At 66.5% G+C, this 18,778-nt stretch carries 18 protein-coding genes; 14 read left to right on the top strand and 4 right to left on the bottom strand.

The annotated features are described in order from the left end of the window. A complete protein-coding gene (locus ACZ5BU_RS01560) occupies positions 1-2,253 on the bottom strand; it encodes an FdhF/YdeP family oxidoreductase (RefSeq protein WP_465694693.1) in 2,253 nt (750 codons plus the stop codon). Positions 2,254-2,399: 146 nt separating this feature from the next. Here ACZ5BU_RS01560 and ACZ5BU_RS01555 point away from each other — a divergent pair, with 146 nt between their 5' ends. The 4 genes from ACZ5BU_RS01555 (at position 2,400) to ACZ5BU_RS01540 (ending at position 6,808) form a co-directional block, all read left to right on the top strand. Beyond that, positions 2,400-3,128, top strand: a complete 729-nt coding sequence (locus ACZ5BU_RS01555) for a 3-hydroxybutyrate dehydrogenase (protein ID WP_465694691.1) — start codon at positions 2,400-2,402, stop codon at positions 3,126-3,128. Between the two features lie 176 nt (positions 3,129-3,304). Continuing rightward, positions 3,305-4,606 (top strand): MFS transporter, encoded by a 1,302-nt coding sequence (locus tag ACZ5BU_RS01550; protein ID WP_465694690.1) that lies wholly within the window; start codon positions 3,305-3,307, stop codon positions 4,604-4,606. A 3-nt stretch (positions 4,607-4,609) separates the two neighbouring features. Next, positions 4,610-6,376: a helix-turn-helix domain-containing protein gene (locus ACZ5BU_RS01545; RefSeq protein ID WP_465694688.1), complete on the top strand. Its 1,767-nt coding sequence runs from the start codon at positions 4,610-4,612 to the stop codon at positions 6,374-6,376. 39 nt (positions 6,377-6,415) lie between these two features. After that, positions 6,416-6,808 (top strand): hypothetical protein, encoded by a 393-nt coding sequence (locus ACZ5BU_RS01540; RefSeq protein WP_465694687.1) that lies wholly within the window; start codon positions 6,416-6,418, stop codon positions 6,806-6,808. Between the two features lie 15 nt (positions 6,809-6,823). On the opposite strand, the gene ACZ5BU_RS01535 is transcribed toward ACZ5BU_RS01540, so the two are convergent. Both ACZ5BU_RS01535 and ACZ5BU_RS01530 read right to left on the bottom strand, forming a co-directional pair. Continuing rightward, positions 6,824-7,258 carry a hypothetical protein gene (locus ACZ5BU_RS01535; RefSeq protein ID WP_465694686.1) on the bottom strand — a complete coding sequence of 145 codons (435 nt, stop codon included), beginning with the start codon at positions 7,256-7,258 and terminating at the stop codon, positions 6,824-6,826. Positions 7,259-7,287: 29 nt separating this feature from the next. Next, the gene (locus ACZ5BU_RS01530; RefSeq protein WP_465694684.1) at positions 7,288-7,473 is read right to left on the bottom strand and encodes a hypothetical protein; all 186 of its coding nucleotides are present in this window, start codon (positions 7,471-7,473) and stop codon (positions 7,288-7,290) included. Between the two features lie 382 nt (positions 7,474-7,855). Here ACZ5BU_RS01530 and ACZ5BU_RS01525 point away from each other — a divergent pair, with 382 nt between their 5' ends. From ACZ5BU_RS01525 to ACZ5BU_RS01480, 10 genes are all read left to right on the top strand, one after another. Continuing rightward, positions 7,856-8,617, top strand: a complete 762-nt coding sequence (locus ACZ5BU_RS01525) for an AAA family ATPase (RefSeq protein WP_465694683.1) — start codon at positions 7,856-7,858, stop codon at positions 8,615-8,617. Positions 8,618-8,665: 48 nt separating this feature from the next. Further along, positions 8,666-9,016, top strand: coding sequence for a type IV pilin protein (locus ACZ5BU_RS01520; RefSeq protein ID WP_465694681.1), 351 nt, complete (start codon positions 8,666-8,668; stop codon positions 9,014-9,016). 85 nt (positions 9,017-9,101) lie between these two features. After that, complete coding sequence (locus tag ACZ5BU_RS01515; protein WP_465694680.1) at positions 9,102-10,196, top strand: type IV pilus twitching motility protein PilT; 1,095 nt, start codon at positions 9,102-9,104, stop codon at positions 10,194-10,196. Next, the gene (locus tag ACZ5BU_RS01510; RefSeq protein ID WP_465694679.1) at positions 10,193-11,830 is read left to right on the top strand and encodes a GspE/PulE family protein; all 1,638 of its coding nucleotides are present in this window, start codon (positions 10,193-10,195) and stop codon (positions 11,828-11,830) included. Before ACZ5BU_RS01515 ends, ACZ5BU_RS01510 begins: the two co-directional genes overlap by 4 nt. Positions 11,831-11,833: 3 nt before the next feature. Next, the gene (locus tag ACZ5BU_RS01505) at positions 11,834-13,039 is read left to right on the top strand and encodes a type II secretion system F family protein (RefSeq protein WP_465694677.1); all 1,206 of its coding nucleotides are present in this window, start codon (positions 11,834-11,836) and stop codon (positions 13,037-13,039) included. Further along, positions 13,036-13,494, top strand: a complete 459-nt coding sequence (locus ACZ5BU_RS01500) for a type IV pilus modification PilV family protein (protein ID WP_465694676.1) — start codon at positions 13,036-13,038, stop codon at positions 13,492-13,494. The genes ACZ5BU_RS01505 and ACZ5BU_RS01500 overlap by 4 nt, the downstream gene beginning before the upstream one ends. Next, a complete protein-coding gene (locus ACZ5BU_RS01495; protein WP_465694675.1) occupies positions 13,488-14,129 on the top strand; it encodes a PulJ/GspJ family protein in 642 nt (213 codons plus the stop codon). The genes ACZ5BU_RS01500 and ACZ5BU_RS01495 overlap by 7 nt, the downstream gene beginning before the upstream one ends. After that, positions 14,126-16,243 carry a hypothetical protein gene (locus ACZ5BU_RS01490; RefSeq protein ID WP_465694673.1) on the top strand — a complete coding sequence of 706 codons (2,118 nt, stop codon included), beginning with the start codon at positions 14,126-14,128 and terminating at the stop codon, positions 16,241-16,243. Before ACZ5BU_RS01495 ends, ACZ5BU_RS01490 begins: the two co-directional genes overlap by 4 nt. Then, on the top strand, positions 16,240-17,019 hold the full coding sequence (locus tag ACZ5BU_RS01485) for a prepilin peptidase (protein ID WP_465696690.1): 780 nt from the start codon (positions 16,240-16,242) through the stop codon (positions 17,017-17,019). Before ACZ5BU_RS01490 ends, ACZ5BU_RS01485 begins: the two co-directional genes overlap by 4 nt. 147 nt (positions 17,020-17,166) lie before the next feature. Further along, entirely contained in the window at positions 17,167-17,832 is a 666-nt protein-coding gene (locus ACZ5BU_RS01480) for a response regulator (protein WP_465694671.1), read from the top strand. On the opposite strand, the gene ACZ5BU_RS01475 is transcribed toward ACZ5BU_RS01480, so the two are convergent. After that, a complete protein-coding gene (locus tag ACZ5BU_RS01475; RefSeq protein WP_465694670.1) occupies positions 17,829-18,752 on the bottom strand; it encodes an NADP-dependent oxidoreductase in 924 nt (307 codons plus the stop codon). The genes ACZ5BU_RS01480 and ACZ5BU_RS01475 overlap by 4 nt on opposite strands. Between the last annotated feature and the right edge of the window lie 26 nt (positions 18,753-18,778).

Here is an 18,778-nt window from a genome sequence, read left to right as displayed (position 1 = left end):
TCAGCTGCGCGGCTCCAGCCTGACTGTCAGGCCTTTGGCAACAGGCGTGTTGCTGCCCTTCGCGAGGTCGTCGGCCGACATCAGCACGTTGGTCTCGGGGTAGTACGCCGCCACGCACCCACGAGCCGTCGGATAGGACACCAGCCGGAAGTGCGAAGCCCGCCGCTCGACCCCCTGGAACTCGCTCACGATGTCGACGTACTGACCGTCCTCCAGACCGAGCTCCGCGAGATCATCCGGATGCACGAACACAACTTCACGCGTCCCATGCACCCCGCGATACCGATCCTCCAACCCGTAGATCGTGGTGTTGAACTGGTCGTGGCTGCGCAACGTCTGCAGCAACAACCGACCAGGGGCCGTAGGCAACCAAGTCAGGTCGTTCGCCGTGAATTGCGCCCGCGCGTCCGACGTCTTGAACTCGCGCTTGTCCCGCGCCGCATGCGCCAGCAGGAACTTGCCGTCACCGTCCCGCAACCGGTCCTCGTAGTTCTCGTACCCGTCCGCGACCCGCCCGATCCGCTGCCGGATCAGGCTGTAGTCGTCGGCAAAGTCTGCCCACGGAATCAACCCGACATCCGGTACGACGGCCTGCGCCAGCCCGCACACGATCCCGATCTCGGACTTCAGCTCCGGCGCCGGCGGGATCAGGTTCCCCTTCGACAGGTGTACGGCGCCTTGTGAGTCCTCGACCGACACCGACTGCGGCCCCGCCGCGGTGTGATCGTGGTCCGTACGCCCGAGCGTGGGCAGGATCAGCGCCTCGCGACCGGTGATCGTGTGCGACCGGTTCAGCTTGGTCGACACGTGCACGGTCAGGTCGCACGCCCGCAGTCCGCGATGCACGACCTCGGTGTCCGGCGTCGCGGACGCGAAGTTCCCGCCCATCGCGAAGAACACCTTGACATCCTCGTCCCGTAACCGCTTGACCGTCGCCGCCGCATCAACACCGTGTGCGCGCGGAGAGGTGAACGAGAACTCGCGATCAAGCTTGTCCAGGAACGCGTCGGGCATCTTCTCCCAGATCCCCATGCTGCGGTCGCCCTGGACGTTCGAGTGGCCGCGCACCGGGCAGGGGCCGGCGCCCGGCTTGCCGATGTTGCCCTGCAGGAGCAGCACATTGACGATCTCGCTGATCGTCGCGACCGCCTCGCGGTGCTGCGTCAGCCCCATCGCCCAGCACACCACGGTCGCCTTCGACTTGATGAACCGTTGTGCGAGCTCCTCGATCTCGGAGCGCCGCAGCCCCGTCGCCTGCTCGACGGCCGGCCAGTCGACCTCGGCGTTGTGTTTGGCGTACAGGTCGAAGCCGCTGGTGTGCGACCCGATGAACGACTTGTCCAGCACGGTGCCGGGGTTCGCCGCCTCGGCCTCGAGCAAAAGGTGGCCGAGGGCAAGGAACAGTGCCTGGTCGCCGCCGATCCGGATGCCCAGGTGCTGGTCGGCGAGTTGGGTTCCCTTGCCGACCAGGCCGCGCGGCTTCTGCGGGTTCATGAACCGCATCAGGCCGGGCTCGGGCAGCGGGTTGACCGAGACGATCGAGGCGCCGTTGCGCTTGGCGATCTCGAGGTGGGTGAGCATCCGGGGCGCGTTGGTACCCGGGTTCTGCCCGACGATCACGATCAGCTCGGACTCCTCGAGCATCTTCAGTGTGACCGCGCCCTTACCGCTGCCGATCACCTTCGACAGCGCGGTTCCGGAGGACTCGTGGCACATGTTCGAGCAGTCGGGCAGGTTGTTCGTCCCGTACGCCCGGACGAACAGCTGGTACAGGAACGCGGCCTCGTTGCTGGTCCGGCCGGAGGTGTAGAAGACGGCGTCGTTCGGGTCGGCGAGGGCCTTCAGGTGCCGGGCGACGACCTGGAACGCCTCGTCCCAGCCGACCGGCTCGTAGTGCGTGGCGCCGGCCCGGAGCAGCATCGGCTCGGTGATCCGGCCGAGCTTGCCGAGGTCGAACTCGGGGATCCGGTCCATCGCCGCGACCGAGGTGGACGCGAAGAACTCCCGCGGTACCCGTTTCCGGGTCGCCTCCCAGGCCACCGCCTTCGCGCCGTTCTCGCAGAACTCCGCGGTGTGCTTGTGCTCCGGGTCCGGCCAGGCGCAGGAGGGGCAGTCGAACCCGCGGTCCTGGTTCATCTTCAGGAAGACGCGGCCGGTACGGACCGCTCCCAGCTCGCGGAGGCCGAACTTGAAGGACGACAGCACGGCGGGCACGCCGACGGCCTTCTGTTTCGGCTGTTCGATATCGACCATGTTTCAACAATAGATCCAGCGATCGTGGCGCGCTGACGTGACAGCCCCGGTTGTGGATAAGTGGCGCTCACTCCCACCTGAAAGCTTGCGGATATGTGGTCCGATCACATAGTCGCGGCAGAGCCTGATTCCTACAGTCGTCCGCCATGGAGACTCGTCGAGCCCTCGTCACCGGTGCAGCGTCCGGTATCGGCGCCGCGTGCGCCCAGCGCCTGGCAGCAGACGGCGTCCATGTGGTGGCAGTCGACCTCGACCAGGCCGGTCTGGACGCTCTGGAGGGTGTCGAGACGGTAGTAGCCGACCTGTCCGACCTGGAGCGTCTGCAGGAGCTTCCTGCTGACGTAGACATCCTCGTGAACAACGCAGGCGTGCAGCAGGTCGCGCCGGTCGAGCAGTTCCCGCCGGAGCGCTTCAGCTACCTCATCCGGCTCATGCTGGAGGCTCCGTTCCGGCTGATCCGCCAGACGCTGCCACACATGTACGGCGCCGGCTGGGGCCGCGTCGTCAACATCAGCTCGGTCCACGGGCTCAGGGCCAGCCCGTTCAAGGCGGCGTACGTCGCTGCGAAGCACGGGCTGGAAGGCCTCAGCAAGGTCGTCGCACTGGAGGGTGCGGCGCACGGAGTGACCAGCAACTGCGTGAACCCCGCGTACGTGCGTACGCCGCTCGTCACCGCGCAGCTGGCGGACCAGGCCGCGACCCACGGCCTGTCCGAGTCAGAGGTGCTGGACAAGGTCCTGCTCGAGCCGGTCGCGGTGAAGCGGCTGATCGAACCGGCCGAAGTGGCGGAGCTCGTGGCCGTGCTGTGCGGCCCCGCGTCCGCCTCCATCACGGGGAGCTCGTTCGTACTCGACGGCGGCTGGACCGCCCACTAGTGCTCGGTGGTGGGTGTGCTTCGGCGCTTACGGCGCCCAGGCACGCACCTCGCCGCACTCGGCGAGCGTCCACGATGCTCCGCATCGAGGACGCTCCCCGAGCACGCCGATGCACGCACCTGAACACCGTAATCACTCGAACCACACCCACCACCGAGCACACTCAGGAGCCCGCCATGACGGCAACACAACCAGTCCAGACACGTACGTCGATCGTCCGGGTGGTCGGCGCGAGCCTCGTCGGTACGACGGTCGAGTGGTACGACTTCTTCCTGTACGGGGTCGCCGCATCGGTGGTGTTCGGCGACCTGTTCTTCCCGAAGGGCGAGCAGCTCACGGGAACGCTGCTGAGCTTCGCCACCTTCGCGGTCGGCTTCTTCGCACGCCCTATCGGCGGTGTGGTGTTCGGGCACTTCGGCGACCGCTTGGGCCGCAAGCAGCTGCTGGTGCTGTCTCTGCTGATGATGGGGCTCGCCACGTTCGCCATCGGGTTGCTCCCGACGTACGCACAGGTCGGTGCACTCGCCCCGGTCCTGTTGACCGTACTGCGGCTCATCCAGGGGTTCGCACTGGGCGGGGAGTGGGGCGGGGCCGTACTGATCGTGTCGGAGCATGGTGATCCGGCACGGCGCGGTTTCTGGGCCTCCTGGCCGCAAGCGGGTGCTCCGGCGGGCCAGCTGATTGCGAACGGCGTACTGGCCGGGCTGGCTGCGTTCCAGTCGGACGCTGACTTCAATCGGTGGGGCTGGCGCATTCCGTTCCTCCTGTCCGCAGTACTCGTCCTGGTGGGTCTGTGGGTGCGGCTGCGGATCGAGGAGTCCCCGGTGTTCAAGCAGGCACAGGCCAAGCGAGAGCCGGCTGACAAGATGCCGTTGCTTGAGGTGCTCACGCGATACCCGCGCGAGGTGCTGACGGCGATGGGCGCACGGATGGCGGAGAACGTCAGCTACTACATCTTCACGATCGTGATCGCGACGTACGCCAAGGAGCACCTCGGGATGGGGAAGTCCTTCGCACTGAACGCAGTACTGATCGGTGCGGCAATCCACTTCTTCGCGATCCCGCTGTGGGGTGCTCTGTCGGACCGCATCGGCCGGCGGCCTGTGTACTTGATCGGTGCGGTCGGTGTCGGCGTCTGGGGCTTCGTGTTCATCACGCTGGTAAACACGAAGAACTTCGCTCTCGCGGCTCTCGCTGTGACGGTCGGCCTGGTGCTGCACGGTGCGATGTACGGACCGCAGGCGTCCTTCTTCACGGAGCTGTTCGGGACGCGGGTGCGGTACTCAGGTGTCTCTGTGGGGTACCAGCTTGCGTCGATCATCGCGGGCGGCCTGGCCCCGTTCATCGCAGTCGCCCTGCTCAAGACGTACGACTCCGGGTACGCCATCGCCGTCTACGTCGCGGTCTGCGCGGTCATCTCGATCGTCGCGGTCACGTCGTACTCCGAAACGCATCGCCGGGACCTCACTACTCTGTAGCTCATGGAGGAGCTCCTGCGCCTGCTGGCCGAGGATGCGCCCGGGAGCGAGCTGGCCCGGGCGGCGGGCGAGGACGCGGTGGCACGCGACCTTGCCCTGCGCATCCGGGCCGGCATGGACGCCAGCAAGAAGCGTGAGGCCGAGCTGTCGGCCTTGGTCGACGTAGCGCGGGAGCTGGCGTCTGTGCGCGACCCGGGCAGCGTGCTGCACACCATCGTCCACCGTGCCCGCACTCTTGTCGGTACGGACGTCGCCTACCTGACCCTGTACGACGAGACCCGCGGCGACACCTACATGCGGGCTACGGACGGCTCCGTGTCGGCAGCGTTCCAGCAGCTGCGGCTGCCCCTGGGCGCGGGGCTGGGCGGACTGGTCGCAGAAACGTACAAGCCGTACTGGACCGCGGACTACCCGTCGGACCGGCGTTTCCGGCACACCCTGCCGATCGACGACGCTGTCGGCGAGGAGGGGCTCGTAGCAATCTGCGGTACACCGCTTGTGGTGGACGGGGCGTTTGTCGGCGTGCTGTTTGCCTCCAATCGGACACGTAGGCCGTTCAGCCGTGATGAGGTGTCACTGCTCGGTTCACTCGCTGCGTTGGCCGCTGTGACGATCGTCCAGGTGCGAGCGGCTGCGGAGACCGCGGCGGCCCTGGAGCAGCTCTCCGCGGCGCATGCGGGCGTGGAGCACGCAGCTGCCGCGCACGACCGTTTCGCTGAGATCGTCTTGTCCGGTGGAGATGTAGACGCCATCGCCGCCGCGTTGGCCGAGCTGCTGGACGTGTGGGTCGTACTAGTCGATGCCAGCGGCAACGAGCTGGCCAATGCCGGACAGGTCCCTGTTACCTCAGTCCCGTGGCAGGAGTCGGTGTCTGGTCGTTTGACTCGCAGCGGTGACTGCTGGGTCGTGGCAGCGACGGCCAAAGGAGAAAGGCTCGGCGCACTGGTCATTGGTGGTGCAGACGACCTGTCCGGTGCTGACCAACGCATTGTGGAGCGCGCGGCTGTTGTCACAGCGCTGGTGCTCCTCTTCCGGCGACAGGCCGCTGAGCAATCCCAACGTGCACAGGCGGATCTACTGGCCGACGTACTGAGTGGAAGCACCGACCCGCGCACCCTGACCGATCGACTCCGTTTGCTCGCGCCACAGCACCGGCATGACCGTCTTGTCGTTGCAGTCTGCCGCGGCGACCACTCCGGCGTACGTGCGCGGCTGTCTGCTCCGTTGGAGGACCGACTGGTGCTATCTGGTCCGTACGGCGGGGACTTGGTGCTGCTGTTCGCCCGTACGAAGTCCGTGTCCGCTGCGCGGGACCTGTCCGAGTTGGCGAAACGTACTGGTGTCACCGTCGCAGTGACAGGCCCTGCGGCGTGGGGAGAGCCGCTGGTGGAGGCACACCGCCAGGCGGCGCGGCTGGTCACCACGATGGTCCGGCTGGGGCGTACAGGTGAGGCAGCGACTCCCGACGACCTAGGTGTCGCAGGACTCGTCGGCGCGTCCGAGGTCGACGTACACACCCACATGCAGCACGTACTCGGCCAGGTGCTCGACTACGACACCCAACGCGGCACCGACCTCATCGGCACTCTGCAGGCGTACTTCGCCGCCGGCCAGAGCCCAACCCGTGCCGCAACCTCCCTCCACATCCACCCGAACACCGTCCAACAACGCCTCGACCGCATCACCGCCCTCCTCGGCGACGGCTGGCAGTCACCAGAGCGAGCCCTGGACATCCAGGTAGCCCTCCGCCTCCACACCGCCCTCGGCTGACGCCAACCGACCAGAGCCCCTCCCCATCAAAGGAACCGCATGAAGAACGACGACATGGTCGGCGGGGAACGTTCTCGGCGACGTTGGATCGGGGGAGGGAACGTGCCCAGCACCGGCGGATGGCGAGTCAACGCGTCGGGACCGTTCGCCGAACTCATCCTGGACGACAGGTACGTCGAACTGCGGCTCCGCGGCCCACTCCCTCGACTGTTGCGCGTGGAAACTCTCAGCGCGAAGCCAACCGATCTGACCGAAGCCTTCCCGATCCGGTCGATGCTTTTCCGCGGAGTAGGGTTACGGCGGCCAGACGGTCGCGAATACTACTTCGGAACCTACCGGATCGACGACATCCTCGATGCTTTGAAAGACCGGGGCTTTACAGTCTCGAGGCTCAATCAACCGGCTTCGCAGAGATGGCGGCTCAAACCTTAGAACGGACAGACGAAGTCAAAGATCGCCGAGCCTGACGCGGGGATTGGCGCGCCGAATCTCGACCACCAGCTCGATGAGCCCGCGCATTCGACCGGATGTACGCACGGTCCCGTGTGTCGACGTCATGAAAAGGACCGGGCCCATCCGATTGAAATCTGTGCGTTGTCTACGTATTTCCGTGATGTCGGCGACCGGCACCGACACCATCTTCCGCGACGCGAAAACCACCGAGTCACCTTCCAGGCGCACGGTCCGTGCCTGGTTCCGACCGACGAGCACAGCCAGGACGCCGATCGCCAGCCAGCCACCGCCAAGGACGACCAGCGCGATCGCCGAATCGTTGTGAACGATGGCCGCGAGCGCAAGCATCACAATGCCGCCCCCAATGGCGAAGGTTATTGCGGCACGTTGATACCACCGCCAGATGGGGCTTTCTTCCGCTGTCACCACAGTGTCAATCCTCGCTCCGACGAGCGGACTCAGTGGCCCGAGGCAACTGACACGGCTACGACGACGATCATCAGCACGATGCCGCCCAGGACGACCACCAGGAGGGCCTTGGCGGCCTGCTCACCCAGGGACGGCGGGACGATCCTCACGTACTGCGGCTGGGGAGGCATGGTCGGGGCCCAGCCGGCTCCGTTCCACCACCACCTGCCGTCCATACTGAACCCCGGACCGACTCCAGGGCCGCCCTGTGGCACGGGACCGACCGCGCCTTGCGGGGCTGTGAATCCGGCCCGCGTCCTCGATGCGACCGGCTTGCCTGGTCCGGGTGGATGTGGTGGCCGGCCGTCTGGACCTGCGTTCTCGTTGGACATGCTTCCCCCGTTCGCCCGGAGCTGCGCGAGCCCCTATCAGATGCCGGCGACTCAGCTTGCTTGATTGCGGGAGGTCCGTCTGTCGGCCGTTCGGCTGACGGGACGTCACCCGAACGATCTGGTCTGTCATCCGTTCACCCGCTGTGACGATTTCCCGGTGAACACCACTCTTTAGGCAGTGTCATCGCGGAGAGCGGTGACAGAGAGTGGCGCCGGGGGTGGGGAAATGTCGAGGGGACGCGTCATCACGGTCTTTGCAGCCAAGGGCGGCTGCGGAAAGACGACCGTCGCCACGAATCTCGCCGTCACCTTGTGCGCCCTCGGCACCCGGCGCGTTTGTCTCGTCGACCTGGACCTGCAGTTCGGTGACGTCGCGTGCGTACTCGGCCTCCGCGCCGAGCGCGGCCTGTCCGACGCCGTCCAATGGGCGGGCGCTCTGACCGCCGAGCACACAACCGGCCTGATGACGCCGTTCCGCCCGAACTTCGACTGTCTTCTCGCCCCTACCGGGCCAGGAGCCGCGGCGCAGATCCCGCACACGCTCATCGACGAGCTGCTGGAGGTGCTGCCGGATGTCTACGACTACGTGGTCGTCGACACCCCGGCACGATTCGACGCATTGGTACTGGCTGCGCTCGACGCGGCCGACCACCAGGTACTGGTCGCGACGCCGGAGCGGCCGTCGCTGAAGAACCTGCGACTGACCCTCGACGTCCTCGACCTGCTGTACGACGCGAGCGCACGGTCGGTCGTCGTCAACCGCTGCGACAACCGCGCCGGCCTCACCGCCGCCGACGTGGACCAGCTGCTCCGCAGCCCGATCAGCGTTCAACTCCCCAACTGGACCGACGTACCCGCCTCGATCAACCGCGGCGAACCGATCACCCTCGGCTACCCCGACCACCCCGTCAGCGTCGGCATTCACGACCTGGCCGACGCCCTGGCCGCAACCGACGGGAGGTGCAGCCGCGACCCGCCCTCCGCGTAGCACCACCGCAAAACCATCAAACCCTTTGTACAGAAAGAGAAACCCATCATGCTCAACCGACTCCACAAAGCCCGCAAGAACCAGTCCGGCTTCACCCTGATCGAACTCCTGATCGTCATCGTCATCCTCGGCGTCCTCTCCGGCATCGTCGTCTTCGCTGTCAGGGGCATCACCGACCGTGGTGATCTCGCCGCCTGCAAGGAAGAGGTCAAGACCATCGCGGTGGCCGAGGAGGCCAACTTCGCCAAGACCACTCCGGGGGCGTACACCGACCTCGCGGGGCTCGTGACCAACGGACTGCTGCGGCCCGGCACGCCGGAGTACGTCCTCAGCGCAAGCGCCACCGACGGCTCTCTGACCATGAAGGCCGGCGTTCCGGCCGGCTGCGTCGCCGGCTGATCGTCTGAACTCCGGTGGGGAGGGGGTCCCCAAGGCCCTTCCCCACCGGTTCCATGCACGTTTCCTTCACTACCTGGAGAGCACCATGATCAGTCTTGCTCGTGGCAGCCGGGTTGACCTGCTGCTCGAAGAGCTTTGGAAAGCGGGCGGCACGGACTTGCTGCTGACCGCGGGCTTGCCACCGCAGATCCGCGTCCACGGCCGCCTGCACGGCGTACACGGCCTGGACGCCCTGACTCGCGACGACACCGACAGCCTGCTGGGCGAGGTACTGACCGCCGAGCAGACCGCGGAGTGGAACACCAAGCACGAACACGACTTCTCGTTCTCCTGGCGCGATGAGGCCCGGATCCGCGGCAACGCGTTCACCCAGCGCGGCGACACCGCGGTGGCACTCCGGATGATCCCGCGCCAGATCCCGACGATGGACGAACTCGGCCTGCCGCCCGTCCTGTACGACTTCGCCCGCAAACACCAGGGCCTGGTCCTGGTCACAGGGCCGACAGGCTCCGGCAAGTCGACCACCTTGGCCGCGATCATCGGCAAGATCAACACCGAGCGCGCCTGCCACATCATCACGATCGAGGACCCGATCGAGTACGTCCACGACCACAAGCTGTCCGCGGTCAACCAGCGCGAGGTCGGCAGCGACACCGCGAGCTTCCCCGACGCACTGCGCTCGGCGCTCCGCGAGGATCCCGACGTACTACTCGTCGGTGAGATGCGCGACCTGGAGTCGATCCGCTTCGCCCTCACGATCGCCGAGACCGGCCACCTGGTGTTCGCGACGCTGCACACCAACGACACCGCGCAGTCCCTCGCCCGCATCGTCGACGTCTTCCCAGGGGAGCAGCAGGCCCAGGTCCGGGTCCAGCTCGCGGCGGCTCTGACCGGTGTCGTGTACCAACGGCTGATCCCGCGGATCGGCGGCGGCCTGATCGCCGCGTACGAAGTGATGGTTGCCGACGCCGCCATCCGCAACCTGATCAAGGAAGGCAAGACCCACCAACTGCGGAACTCGGTCGTCACCGGCCAGCGCGACGGCATGCTCACCTTGGAGCAGTCCCTGTCGACGCTGGTGCAGAACGGCGTCGTCACGTACGACGATGCGGTCGCGCGCAGCCTCTACCCGAAGGACATCGAGGCGCGGCCGCGGCTGCGGGCGGGGGTGCCGGCATGAAGCTCCGCAAACCCAACCAGCCCGAGCCCCGGCACGCCGCGACGCCACCGCGGGCCGAGGTTCTCCCGGCCGCGACCGAGCAGGACCTGCACATCGAGCGCACCCGCGCCCGTCACCTGGCCGAGCAGTACGACCTGGAACTGGTCGACCTGCGCAGCGTCAGCCCGGATCCCGCCGCGGCAACATTGCTCGACGAACAGACCGCGCGCAACCTGGTCGCCGTACCTCTCGAGTTCCGCGACGACGTAGTCACCGTCGCGGTCGCCGACCCGTCCGTCGCCGCGGAACTACGAACCGCGCTGGGTCGGCAGCTGAGCCTCAAGCTTGCGGCGCCGACGGACATCCTGCACGCGATCGGTACGGCGTACCGCGCGCTGACCGGGATCGACGACCGGGTCAAGGTCTTCGAGGCTCGTGACGCGGTCCGCAGGGACCTCCGCGACGACGCACCGGGCGCCAGCGACGACGCACCCGTGGTCCAAGTTGTGCAGCTGGTGATCACCCAGGCGCTGCGCGACCGCGCCTCGGACGTGCACATCGAACCGCACGGCGACCGTGTCCGGGTCCGGTACCGCATCGACGGCGCGCTACACGACGTACTCGAACTGCCCGGGTCGATCGGTCCGGCGGTGGTCAGCCGGATCAAGATCCTGTCCGACCTCAACATCGTCGAGCGCCGCCGGCCGCAGGACGGCCAGATCAGCATGGACGTCGAAGGCCGGCCGGTTGACATCCGGGTCTCCACGACGTCCGTGGTCGGCGGCGAGAAAGTGGTGCTCCGGTTGCTCGACAAGAGCCGCCCGCTCTTCCGGCTCGAGCAACTCGGGATGCCGAACCAGATGGCTGCGACGTACTCGAGCCTGCTGAGGGCGCCGTACGGCATGGTCATCTGCGCCGGGCCGACGGGCAGCGGCAAGACCACGACGCTGTACGGGTCGCTCGGCGAGATCAACAGCCCGGAACGCAACATCATGACGATCGAGGACCCGGTGGAGTACACCTTCGACTCGATCAACCAGATCCAGATCAACGAGGCGGCCGGTATCACGTTCGCCGGTGGTCTGCGGTCGATCCTGCGGCAGGACCCGGACGTGATCCTGGTCGGCGAGGTACGGGATGTCGAGACCGCGCGGATCGCCGTACAGTCCGCTCTGACCGGGCACTTCGTACTCTCGTCGCTGCACGCGACCGACGCGGCGACCGCGCTGCATCGCCTGCTGGACATGGGGATCGAGACCTTCCTGATCGCCTCCTCGGTGACCGCGGTGGTCTCCCAGCGCCTGGTACGGCGGGTCTGCACGAACTGCCGCGAGTACTACGAACCGAAGGCCGAGGAGCTCGCGTTCCTTGCCACCGCGGGTGGAGGCAGCCCGGTCGACGGCTTCGTCCGTGGTGCCGGCTGCAACTTCTGTGCGCACACCGGGTTCCTGGAGCGGACCGGTGTGTACGAACTGATGCCCGTGTCCGACACCATCCGCGAGCTCGTCGTGGACCGCGCGTCACACGACGAGATCCGCAAAGCCGCACGTTACGAGGGCATGCGCACGCTGACCGAGGAAGGTGTCCGCCTGGTCGAACAGGGCGTCACCACCATCGGCGAGGTCATGCGATCCATCTACATGGTCGGGAGCTGACCGATGACCAGATACGCGTACGTCGCGGTCGCCCCGAACGGCCAGGTGGCCAAGGGCACCACCAAGGCGGAGAGTCGTGAAGACGCCGAGCTGGCGCTCTACGAACGTGAACTGCGCGACATCCGGGTCACCGAGAAGCGCAGCATCCTGCAGTTGGAGGTCACTCCGCGCCGCGTCAAGCGCGAGGAGGTCATGCACCTGTCGCGCCAGCTGGGCGCCTTCATCAAGGCCGGCCTGCCGCTGATCGACGCCGTGCACTCCCTCGGCGAGGAAGCGGACAACGCCTCGGTACGACGGATGATGAACGAGGTCGAGCACGGCCTGCGGGGTGGTGAGAAGCTCTCGGACTGCTTCGACCGGCACCCGAAGATCTTCCCCGAGTTCTACCGGGGCATCCTCCGCTCGGCCGAGTTGAGCGGGCAGCTGGACACGGTACTCGGGCAACTGGCGAAGTACCTCGAACGCGACCTGGAGGCACGGCGAAAGATCAAGCAGGCCATGATCTACCCGACGATCGTCGCGATCATGTCGCTGGTCACAGTCGTCGTGCTGTCGGCCTTCGTACTGCCGCGGTTCAAGGACTTCTTCGCCAGCCTGCACGCGACGCTGCCGCTACCGACCCGGATGCTGCTCGCGGTCACGGACTTCTTCACCGCGTGGTGGTGGGCGGTCGGCGGGGGCTTCGTCGTACTCGCTCTGCTGGTTCTCGGCGTCCTTCAGACCCATGGCGGCCGCTACCTGCGCGACCGGCTGTTCCTCGCGCTGCCAGTGCTCGGCAACACCATCCAGTTCGCACTGGTCGAACGCTTCTGCCGCATCCTGTCGTCGATGGTAGGTGCGGGTGTGCAACTCCCAGAGGCCCTCCGGGTCGCCACCGGCTCACTGCCGAACCTGGTGTTCAGGCGTTCCCTCGGCGTGGCGGGCGAGGCACTGCTGGAGGGGGAGGGCCTCGCCCGTCCACTTGCCGCGACCAAACTGTTCCCCAAGACGGCAGCGCAGATGATGCGCGTCGGCGAGGACACCGGAACGCTCGACACCCAGCTCGAGGTGACAGCCCAGTACTACGAGGGCGAGCTCGACTACAAACTCAAGAAACTCATCGGCCTCTTCGAACCCCTCGTCATCATCGTCATGGGCGTCATCGTCGGCTTCGTCGCGGTAGCCCTGGTCTCCGCCATGTACGGCATCTTCCGCCAGGTCCAAACATGACCCGGCCCCGCGGAGAGCAGGGCGAATCGCTACTCGAACTCCTGATCGCGGTAGCCATCATGGGCATCGCAGTGGTCGCGATCATGGCCGGCCTGGTGACGAGCGTGCTGATCTCGGACGTCCATCGCAAGGAAGCCACCGCAGGGACGGCGGTCCGCGACTACGCCGAAGCGATCCAGACCTCGGTGGCCGCCGAGCACTACGTCGCGTGTGCGACGTCCGCCTCCTACAAGCCGGACGCCTTGACGCCGGCCTTCGCCGCGCCATCGGGCTACGCCGCATCCGTTGTGACCGGCTCGATGCGCTACTGGACGGGCAGCGCCTGGACGACAAGCTGCGCCACCGACAGCGGCCTGCAGCAGTTGACGATCCAGGTCGCCAGCAACGACGGCCGCGCTACCGAGCGCGTGAACGTCGTACTGCGGAAACCGTGCGGACTGGACACGTCATGCTGACCCGCCGACGCCGTACGGAGGCGGGATTCACACTGGTCGAGCTGCTGGTTGCCGTGGCGATTCTCGCGGTCATCACCGTTCCGCTGGCGAATGTGGTGATCGGCGCCTTCCGCAACACCACCGACACGGCCGATAGGCTCGAGCTGTCGCACGACAGCCAGATCAGCTCGTCGTACTTCGCCCGCGACATCGCCGAGCTCGGTCTGCGGGACTGGGCCAACATCAACTCGAACGAGGTGCCGTTCAAGCCCTCCGTGCAGCTGAACGCCGCTTACAACGCAGGCGGATACACGTGTGGGTCGTCGGGTACTCCAGCAGCTGTCGTCAGGCTGCTCTCGGACGCCTGGGACCCGAACGTGTCCATGAAGGACGCGGCGACGAACGTGGTCGCCTACTACCTGAAGCCGGTAGGCGCGGTCAGCGAGCTGCACCGGATCAAGTGCCTCGGCCCGTCGACCACGGGGACCGATGTCGTACTCGCACACAACGTCAAGCCGGGCAGTGTGTCCGTGACCTGCTCGAGCGCGTGCGAACTCGCCACCGTACCGGACGAGATCACGATGACGTTCCAGGTCACCAGGGCATCCGTCGGCGACTACCCGATCACTCTCCAAGGCCAGCGGAGGCAGCAATGAGGAGCCGTTTCGCCCGCGCTCGTGGCGAGGAGGGCGCCGCCCTCGTCCTCGTCCTGATCGTGATCACCGTCATCGCACTCAGCCTGTCCGCGCTACTCACTCTGTCCGACACCAGCGTCCGTACGACGGTCGGCCTTCGTTCCCAGGTTGCCGACACCTACAAAGCCGACGGCGCCATGCAGGCCGCGATCAACAACCTCCGCAACAGCAACTACAACCACAACGCCGGCCAAAACTGCTTCGGCTCCAGCGACACCCTTCAGCTCAGCAACTTCTACGGGTCCAACTCGGCCGCCGTAACCTGCACGGCCGACCCCAAGCAGGTCCTGATCCACTGTGAGTCACTGGGCCACTGCAACCGCCCGAGCAACGCCATCCTCACGCTCGGCAACATCGCCGGCGAGGACGGCCTGAACATCCAGCAACCGACCGGCTCGACGTTCCGGGTCCACGGCAACGTCTTCTCCAACTCGAACATCAACGTCGTCAACGGCGCGCTGAACACCAACGCCAACGCCTGGGCCCGGGGCAGCTGCGCCGGCACGATCCAGGCGGTTCCGGCGCCGTCCTGCAACATCGGCAGCGCGAACAACCCTCTCGGTGACGACCCCGGATATGCGCCCAAGGCGACGATCGCCGATCTGCCACACCGCAAGCTCCCGGCGTGCACCACGCCGAACTCGGTGATCAGGTTCGAGCCGGGGTACTACGACGACGCCTTCGGTCTGTCGGACATGATGAGCAGCAGCAGCCGTTGCAAAGGCAGCACGTTCTGGTTCCCACCCGTGTACGACGGCAGTGGCAAGCCCGTGGCGACCGGCGTGTACTACTTCGATTTCCACAACGCCGGGACCAACGCCAACCCGATGCTGAACTCGTCCGGTAACGACGTCTGGACAGTCGACAACGGCTATCTGGTTGCCGGGACTCCGGTGAACTCCGCCGGCGCGATGATCTCGTCGCCGCCGGTGCGGCCCACCATTCCAGGCTCGTGTGACAACCCGATCAACAACCCGAGCGCGATCGGCGTGCAGTTCATCTTCGGCGGCGAGAGTCAGTTCGCCGTCAAGTCCGCGCAAGCCGAGCTGTGCGGGACCTACGACTCGAACGTGGCTCCTGTCGCCCTCTACGGGTTGTCATCCGGATCGGAGACCACGACCGCGTGGAGCGGCACGAATGCCCTCAAGTTGGCCACGGTCACCCGAGGGGGCGGGTTCGGCGCCGTGGATCCTGCGGTCATCTCCAACATCGACAACACGACCGCGCCCTGGACGACCAAGACGAAGGGCGATTCGACCACGCTGACGGTCGACGGGTTCGTCCCACCGAGCGCCATTCCGGAAGGATCGGTCCTGCAATCCGCCCAGGTCAAGATCGTCCACAGTCACACCGATCCCACGTCGAGGGAGGACTTCGCGGTCACGCTGAAGGTCAAGCCGTCCAGCCTGACGGTCGGAGGCTCGATCAGCGTGCCGACCAACAGCGGAGCCTTGCGTACGGACGTGATTCCGCTCGACCCCGCTCGAACGGGCGCGATCGCGGATGCTGTCTACAAAGGCACCTTCACTGGCGCGACGCTCGACTTCAGCCCGACCCTGAGCAATCCGAACAAGAACGACACGCTGGCTGTCGACGCGCTCCAACTGGAGTTGACCTTCACCCCGCCCGGTTTCCGCGCAGGCAGCGGTTGCGTCAGCACCGGACCGTACACCGGCGTGGGCAGCGTGAGCTGCGCTCTTGTCTCGACGCCGAACAACGCCGGCAACCAGTTCTACGTCCAAGGCACGACGTACGCGCCGAAGGCCGCGCTTGACGTCACGCTCAACAACGCGGCCGAGCAGGTCTTCCGGTTCGGCGTGATCTCCAGATCGCTGTGGATCAAGGAGACCGGCAGCTTCTCGTACGGCGGGGTGGTCATCGAGGTACCTGATGACTCGCCCGGGTTTGTGTTCAGTCTCTATCTGTCGGCATACATCTGCTCTGGTGCCGGGCCTTGCTCGACAGGTGGCTCGCCGGTGTTGCGGTCGAAGGTTGCGTTGGTGGACAGCAATCCGATGGCACCGAGTCCCGGCCACCGACAGGTGACCGTGCTCAGTTGGTCCAGGCCAGGGTGAGTGCGTACGTCGCGGTCCTCGCCGGGCTGCTGGGGCTGGCCGTCGGGTCGTTCTTGAACGTGGTGGTGTATCGGGTGCCGCGGGGGGAGTCGGTGGTCAGGCCGGGGTCGCATTGTCCGCGGTGCGGGCGGCCGGTGCGGGGGCGGCATAACGTTCCTGTGGTCGGGTGGGTGGTGCTGCGGGGGCGGTGTGCGGACTGCAGGTTGCCGATCAGCGTGCGGTATCCGCTGGTGGAACTGGCGACCGGATTGCTGTTCGCTGGGGTCGCCCTGCGCGTCGGAGGGACGGCGGCGCTTCCGGCGTACCTGTGGTTCACCGGTGCAGGTATAGCGCTGGCGTTGATCGATCTCGACGTACGGCGGTTGCCGAATGCGATTGTGGTGCCGTCGTACCCGGTCGTGTTGGCTTTGCTGGCCGGTGCTTCGGTGTGGGAGCACGACTGGTGGGCGCTCGGCCGGGCTGTGATCGGCGGAGCGGTGTTGTTCGCGTTCTACTTGGCGCTCGTGCTGGCGTATCCGGCCGGTATGGGGTGGGGAGACGTCAAGCTGTCTGGTCTCGTCGGCGGTGTGCTGGCGTTTCTGTCGTGGCAGGCGTTCCTTGTCGGCGCCTTCGCTGCGTTTGTGCTCGGGGCGATCGTCGGCGTCGGGGTGCTGGCCTTCGGGCGTGGCGGGCGGAAGTCCGCGCTCCCGTTCGGGCCGTTCATGATCGGCGGCGTCCTGCTGGCGGTGTTCGCGGCGGCCCCGCTGGCGGGCTGGTACGACGCCCTGCTTGGTTGAGTTCGCAACTTGGTAACCAGGTGTTTAGGTCGTTTAGATTAAAAACACCCAGCGTGATCGGCGTAACAACCTGTTACCTAGGCCCGATGATCATTACAGCAGGTGATAGTCGTCACGCTGCGCTGGGGCTTTCACGGGGGGCAGAAAATGAGTGGACCGATCACTGTCGTGGTTGTCGACGGGCACACCTTGACCAGATACGGGCTGGTGGGGCTCGTGAGCGCCGATACGGACATCACCGTCGTCGGCGAGTGCGGCCTCGCCTCCGATGCGCCCGCCTGCATCGCAGCCGCTCACCCCGACGTCGTCGTACTCGACGTGGTACTGCCGGACGCCGATGGGCTGCGGCTCGCCCGGGAATTGCGTGACCGGCAGCCGTCGCTCGGCATCGTCGTACTGACGTCACATGACGAGGACGACGTCCTGTTCCGCGCTCTGGAGAACGGGGTGTCTGCGTTCGTGGCCAAGACGGCCCCGAACGCCGAGGTACTCGGGGCGATCCGGCACGCGGCTGTCGCGGCCGCGTCCTTCACTGCGACAGGTCTCGCTTCGGCTCTCGCCCGACGCGGACAAGCGCCTCTGTCGGCGGTCGCAACTCTCGCGCTCAGCCCGAGGGAGCGCGAAGTCCTTGCGTTGCTGGCGACCGGACAGTCGGTGCCGGCGATCGCAGGCTCGATGTTCGTGAGCCTCTCGACCGCGAAGACGTACGTGTCGCGGCTCTACGACAAGCTCGGCGCCACGAATCGAGCCAACGCGATCATGGCCGGCCTCCGCCTCGGTCTGATCAAGCCCGACCTTAAGGCGACCGCCTAGGGCACAAGCACGAGTCGCCCGCGGACCCCTCCCTCCGCGAGTCGCTTGTAGGCCTGCTGAGCGTTGCTGAGCTCGTAGATGTCCGCGACCCTCGTTGAGATCACCCCCGTTTCTACGAGGCGCGTGAGTTCCGCCAGCTCGTTGCGATTCGCGTGGATGAAGAGTTGCTCCACGGTGATGCCTCTCAAGTGAGGCGGTCGCGGACCGCCCTGCAGGTGTACGTGCCGTCCGCCGTTGCGCACGGCCTCCTGTGCACCGATTCCGGCGACCGCAGCGTCCACGACACCGTCAACGCCGGTCGGCGCGATTCGTCGTACAGCTGCTGCCAGGTCTTCGTTGCGGTCGACGAAGTGGTCCGCGCCGAGTCGTCGTACCAGCTCTTCGTCTGCTGCTGCGGCGCTGGCGATCACGGTCTTGTTGAGGTGCTTCGCCAACTCCACGGAGTACCCGCCGACACCGCCTGCGGCTCCAGTGATGAGTACGGTCTCGCCACGAACCGCCTTGACCGCCTGCAAGGCTGTGAGGCCGTTCAGCCCATAGGTTGCTGCTCTCTCGAGCTCCACGCCCTGCGGGGCTTGGATGACGGTGTCAGCGTCGAGGACGACATACTCCGCGTGTGTCTTGAGGGTCTGTGCCAGCAGGTCCGCCACGCCGACCACCGGCGTACCTATTTGTAGGTCTGTTTGCGCACCTGCAGCGTCCACCGTGCCGGCAACGTCCCAGCCGAGGCCGAACTGTTCCCGTGCCGCCGTCAGACCGACCTGGACCAAGGCCCCAGTGCTGACTGCGAGATCCACCGGGTTGACCGCTGCGGCGGCCACCTTGATCCGTACCTGACCAGCGGCCGGCTCCGGTACGGCGGTCTCGATCAACTCGATCGCCTCCGGCCCGTCGAGCCGCCGGGCCACCAGTGCGCGCATATCGTTTCTCTCCTTGGTTCGTGGGT

This window comes from Kribbella sp. NPDC031520 (genome assembly GCF_055580825.1).
This window is presented reverse-complemented; position numbering and strand designations above follow the sequence as displayed.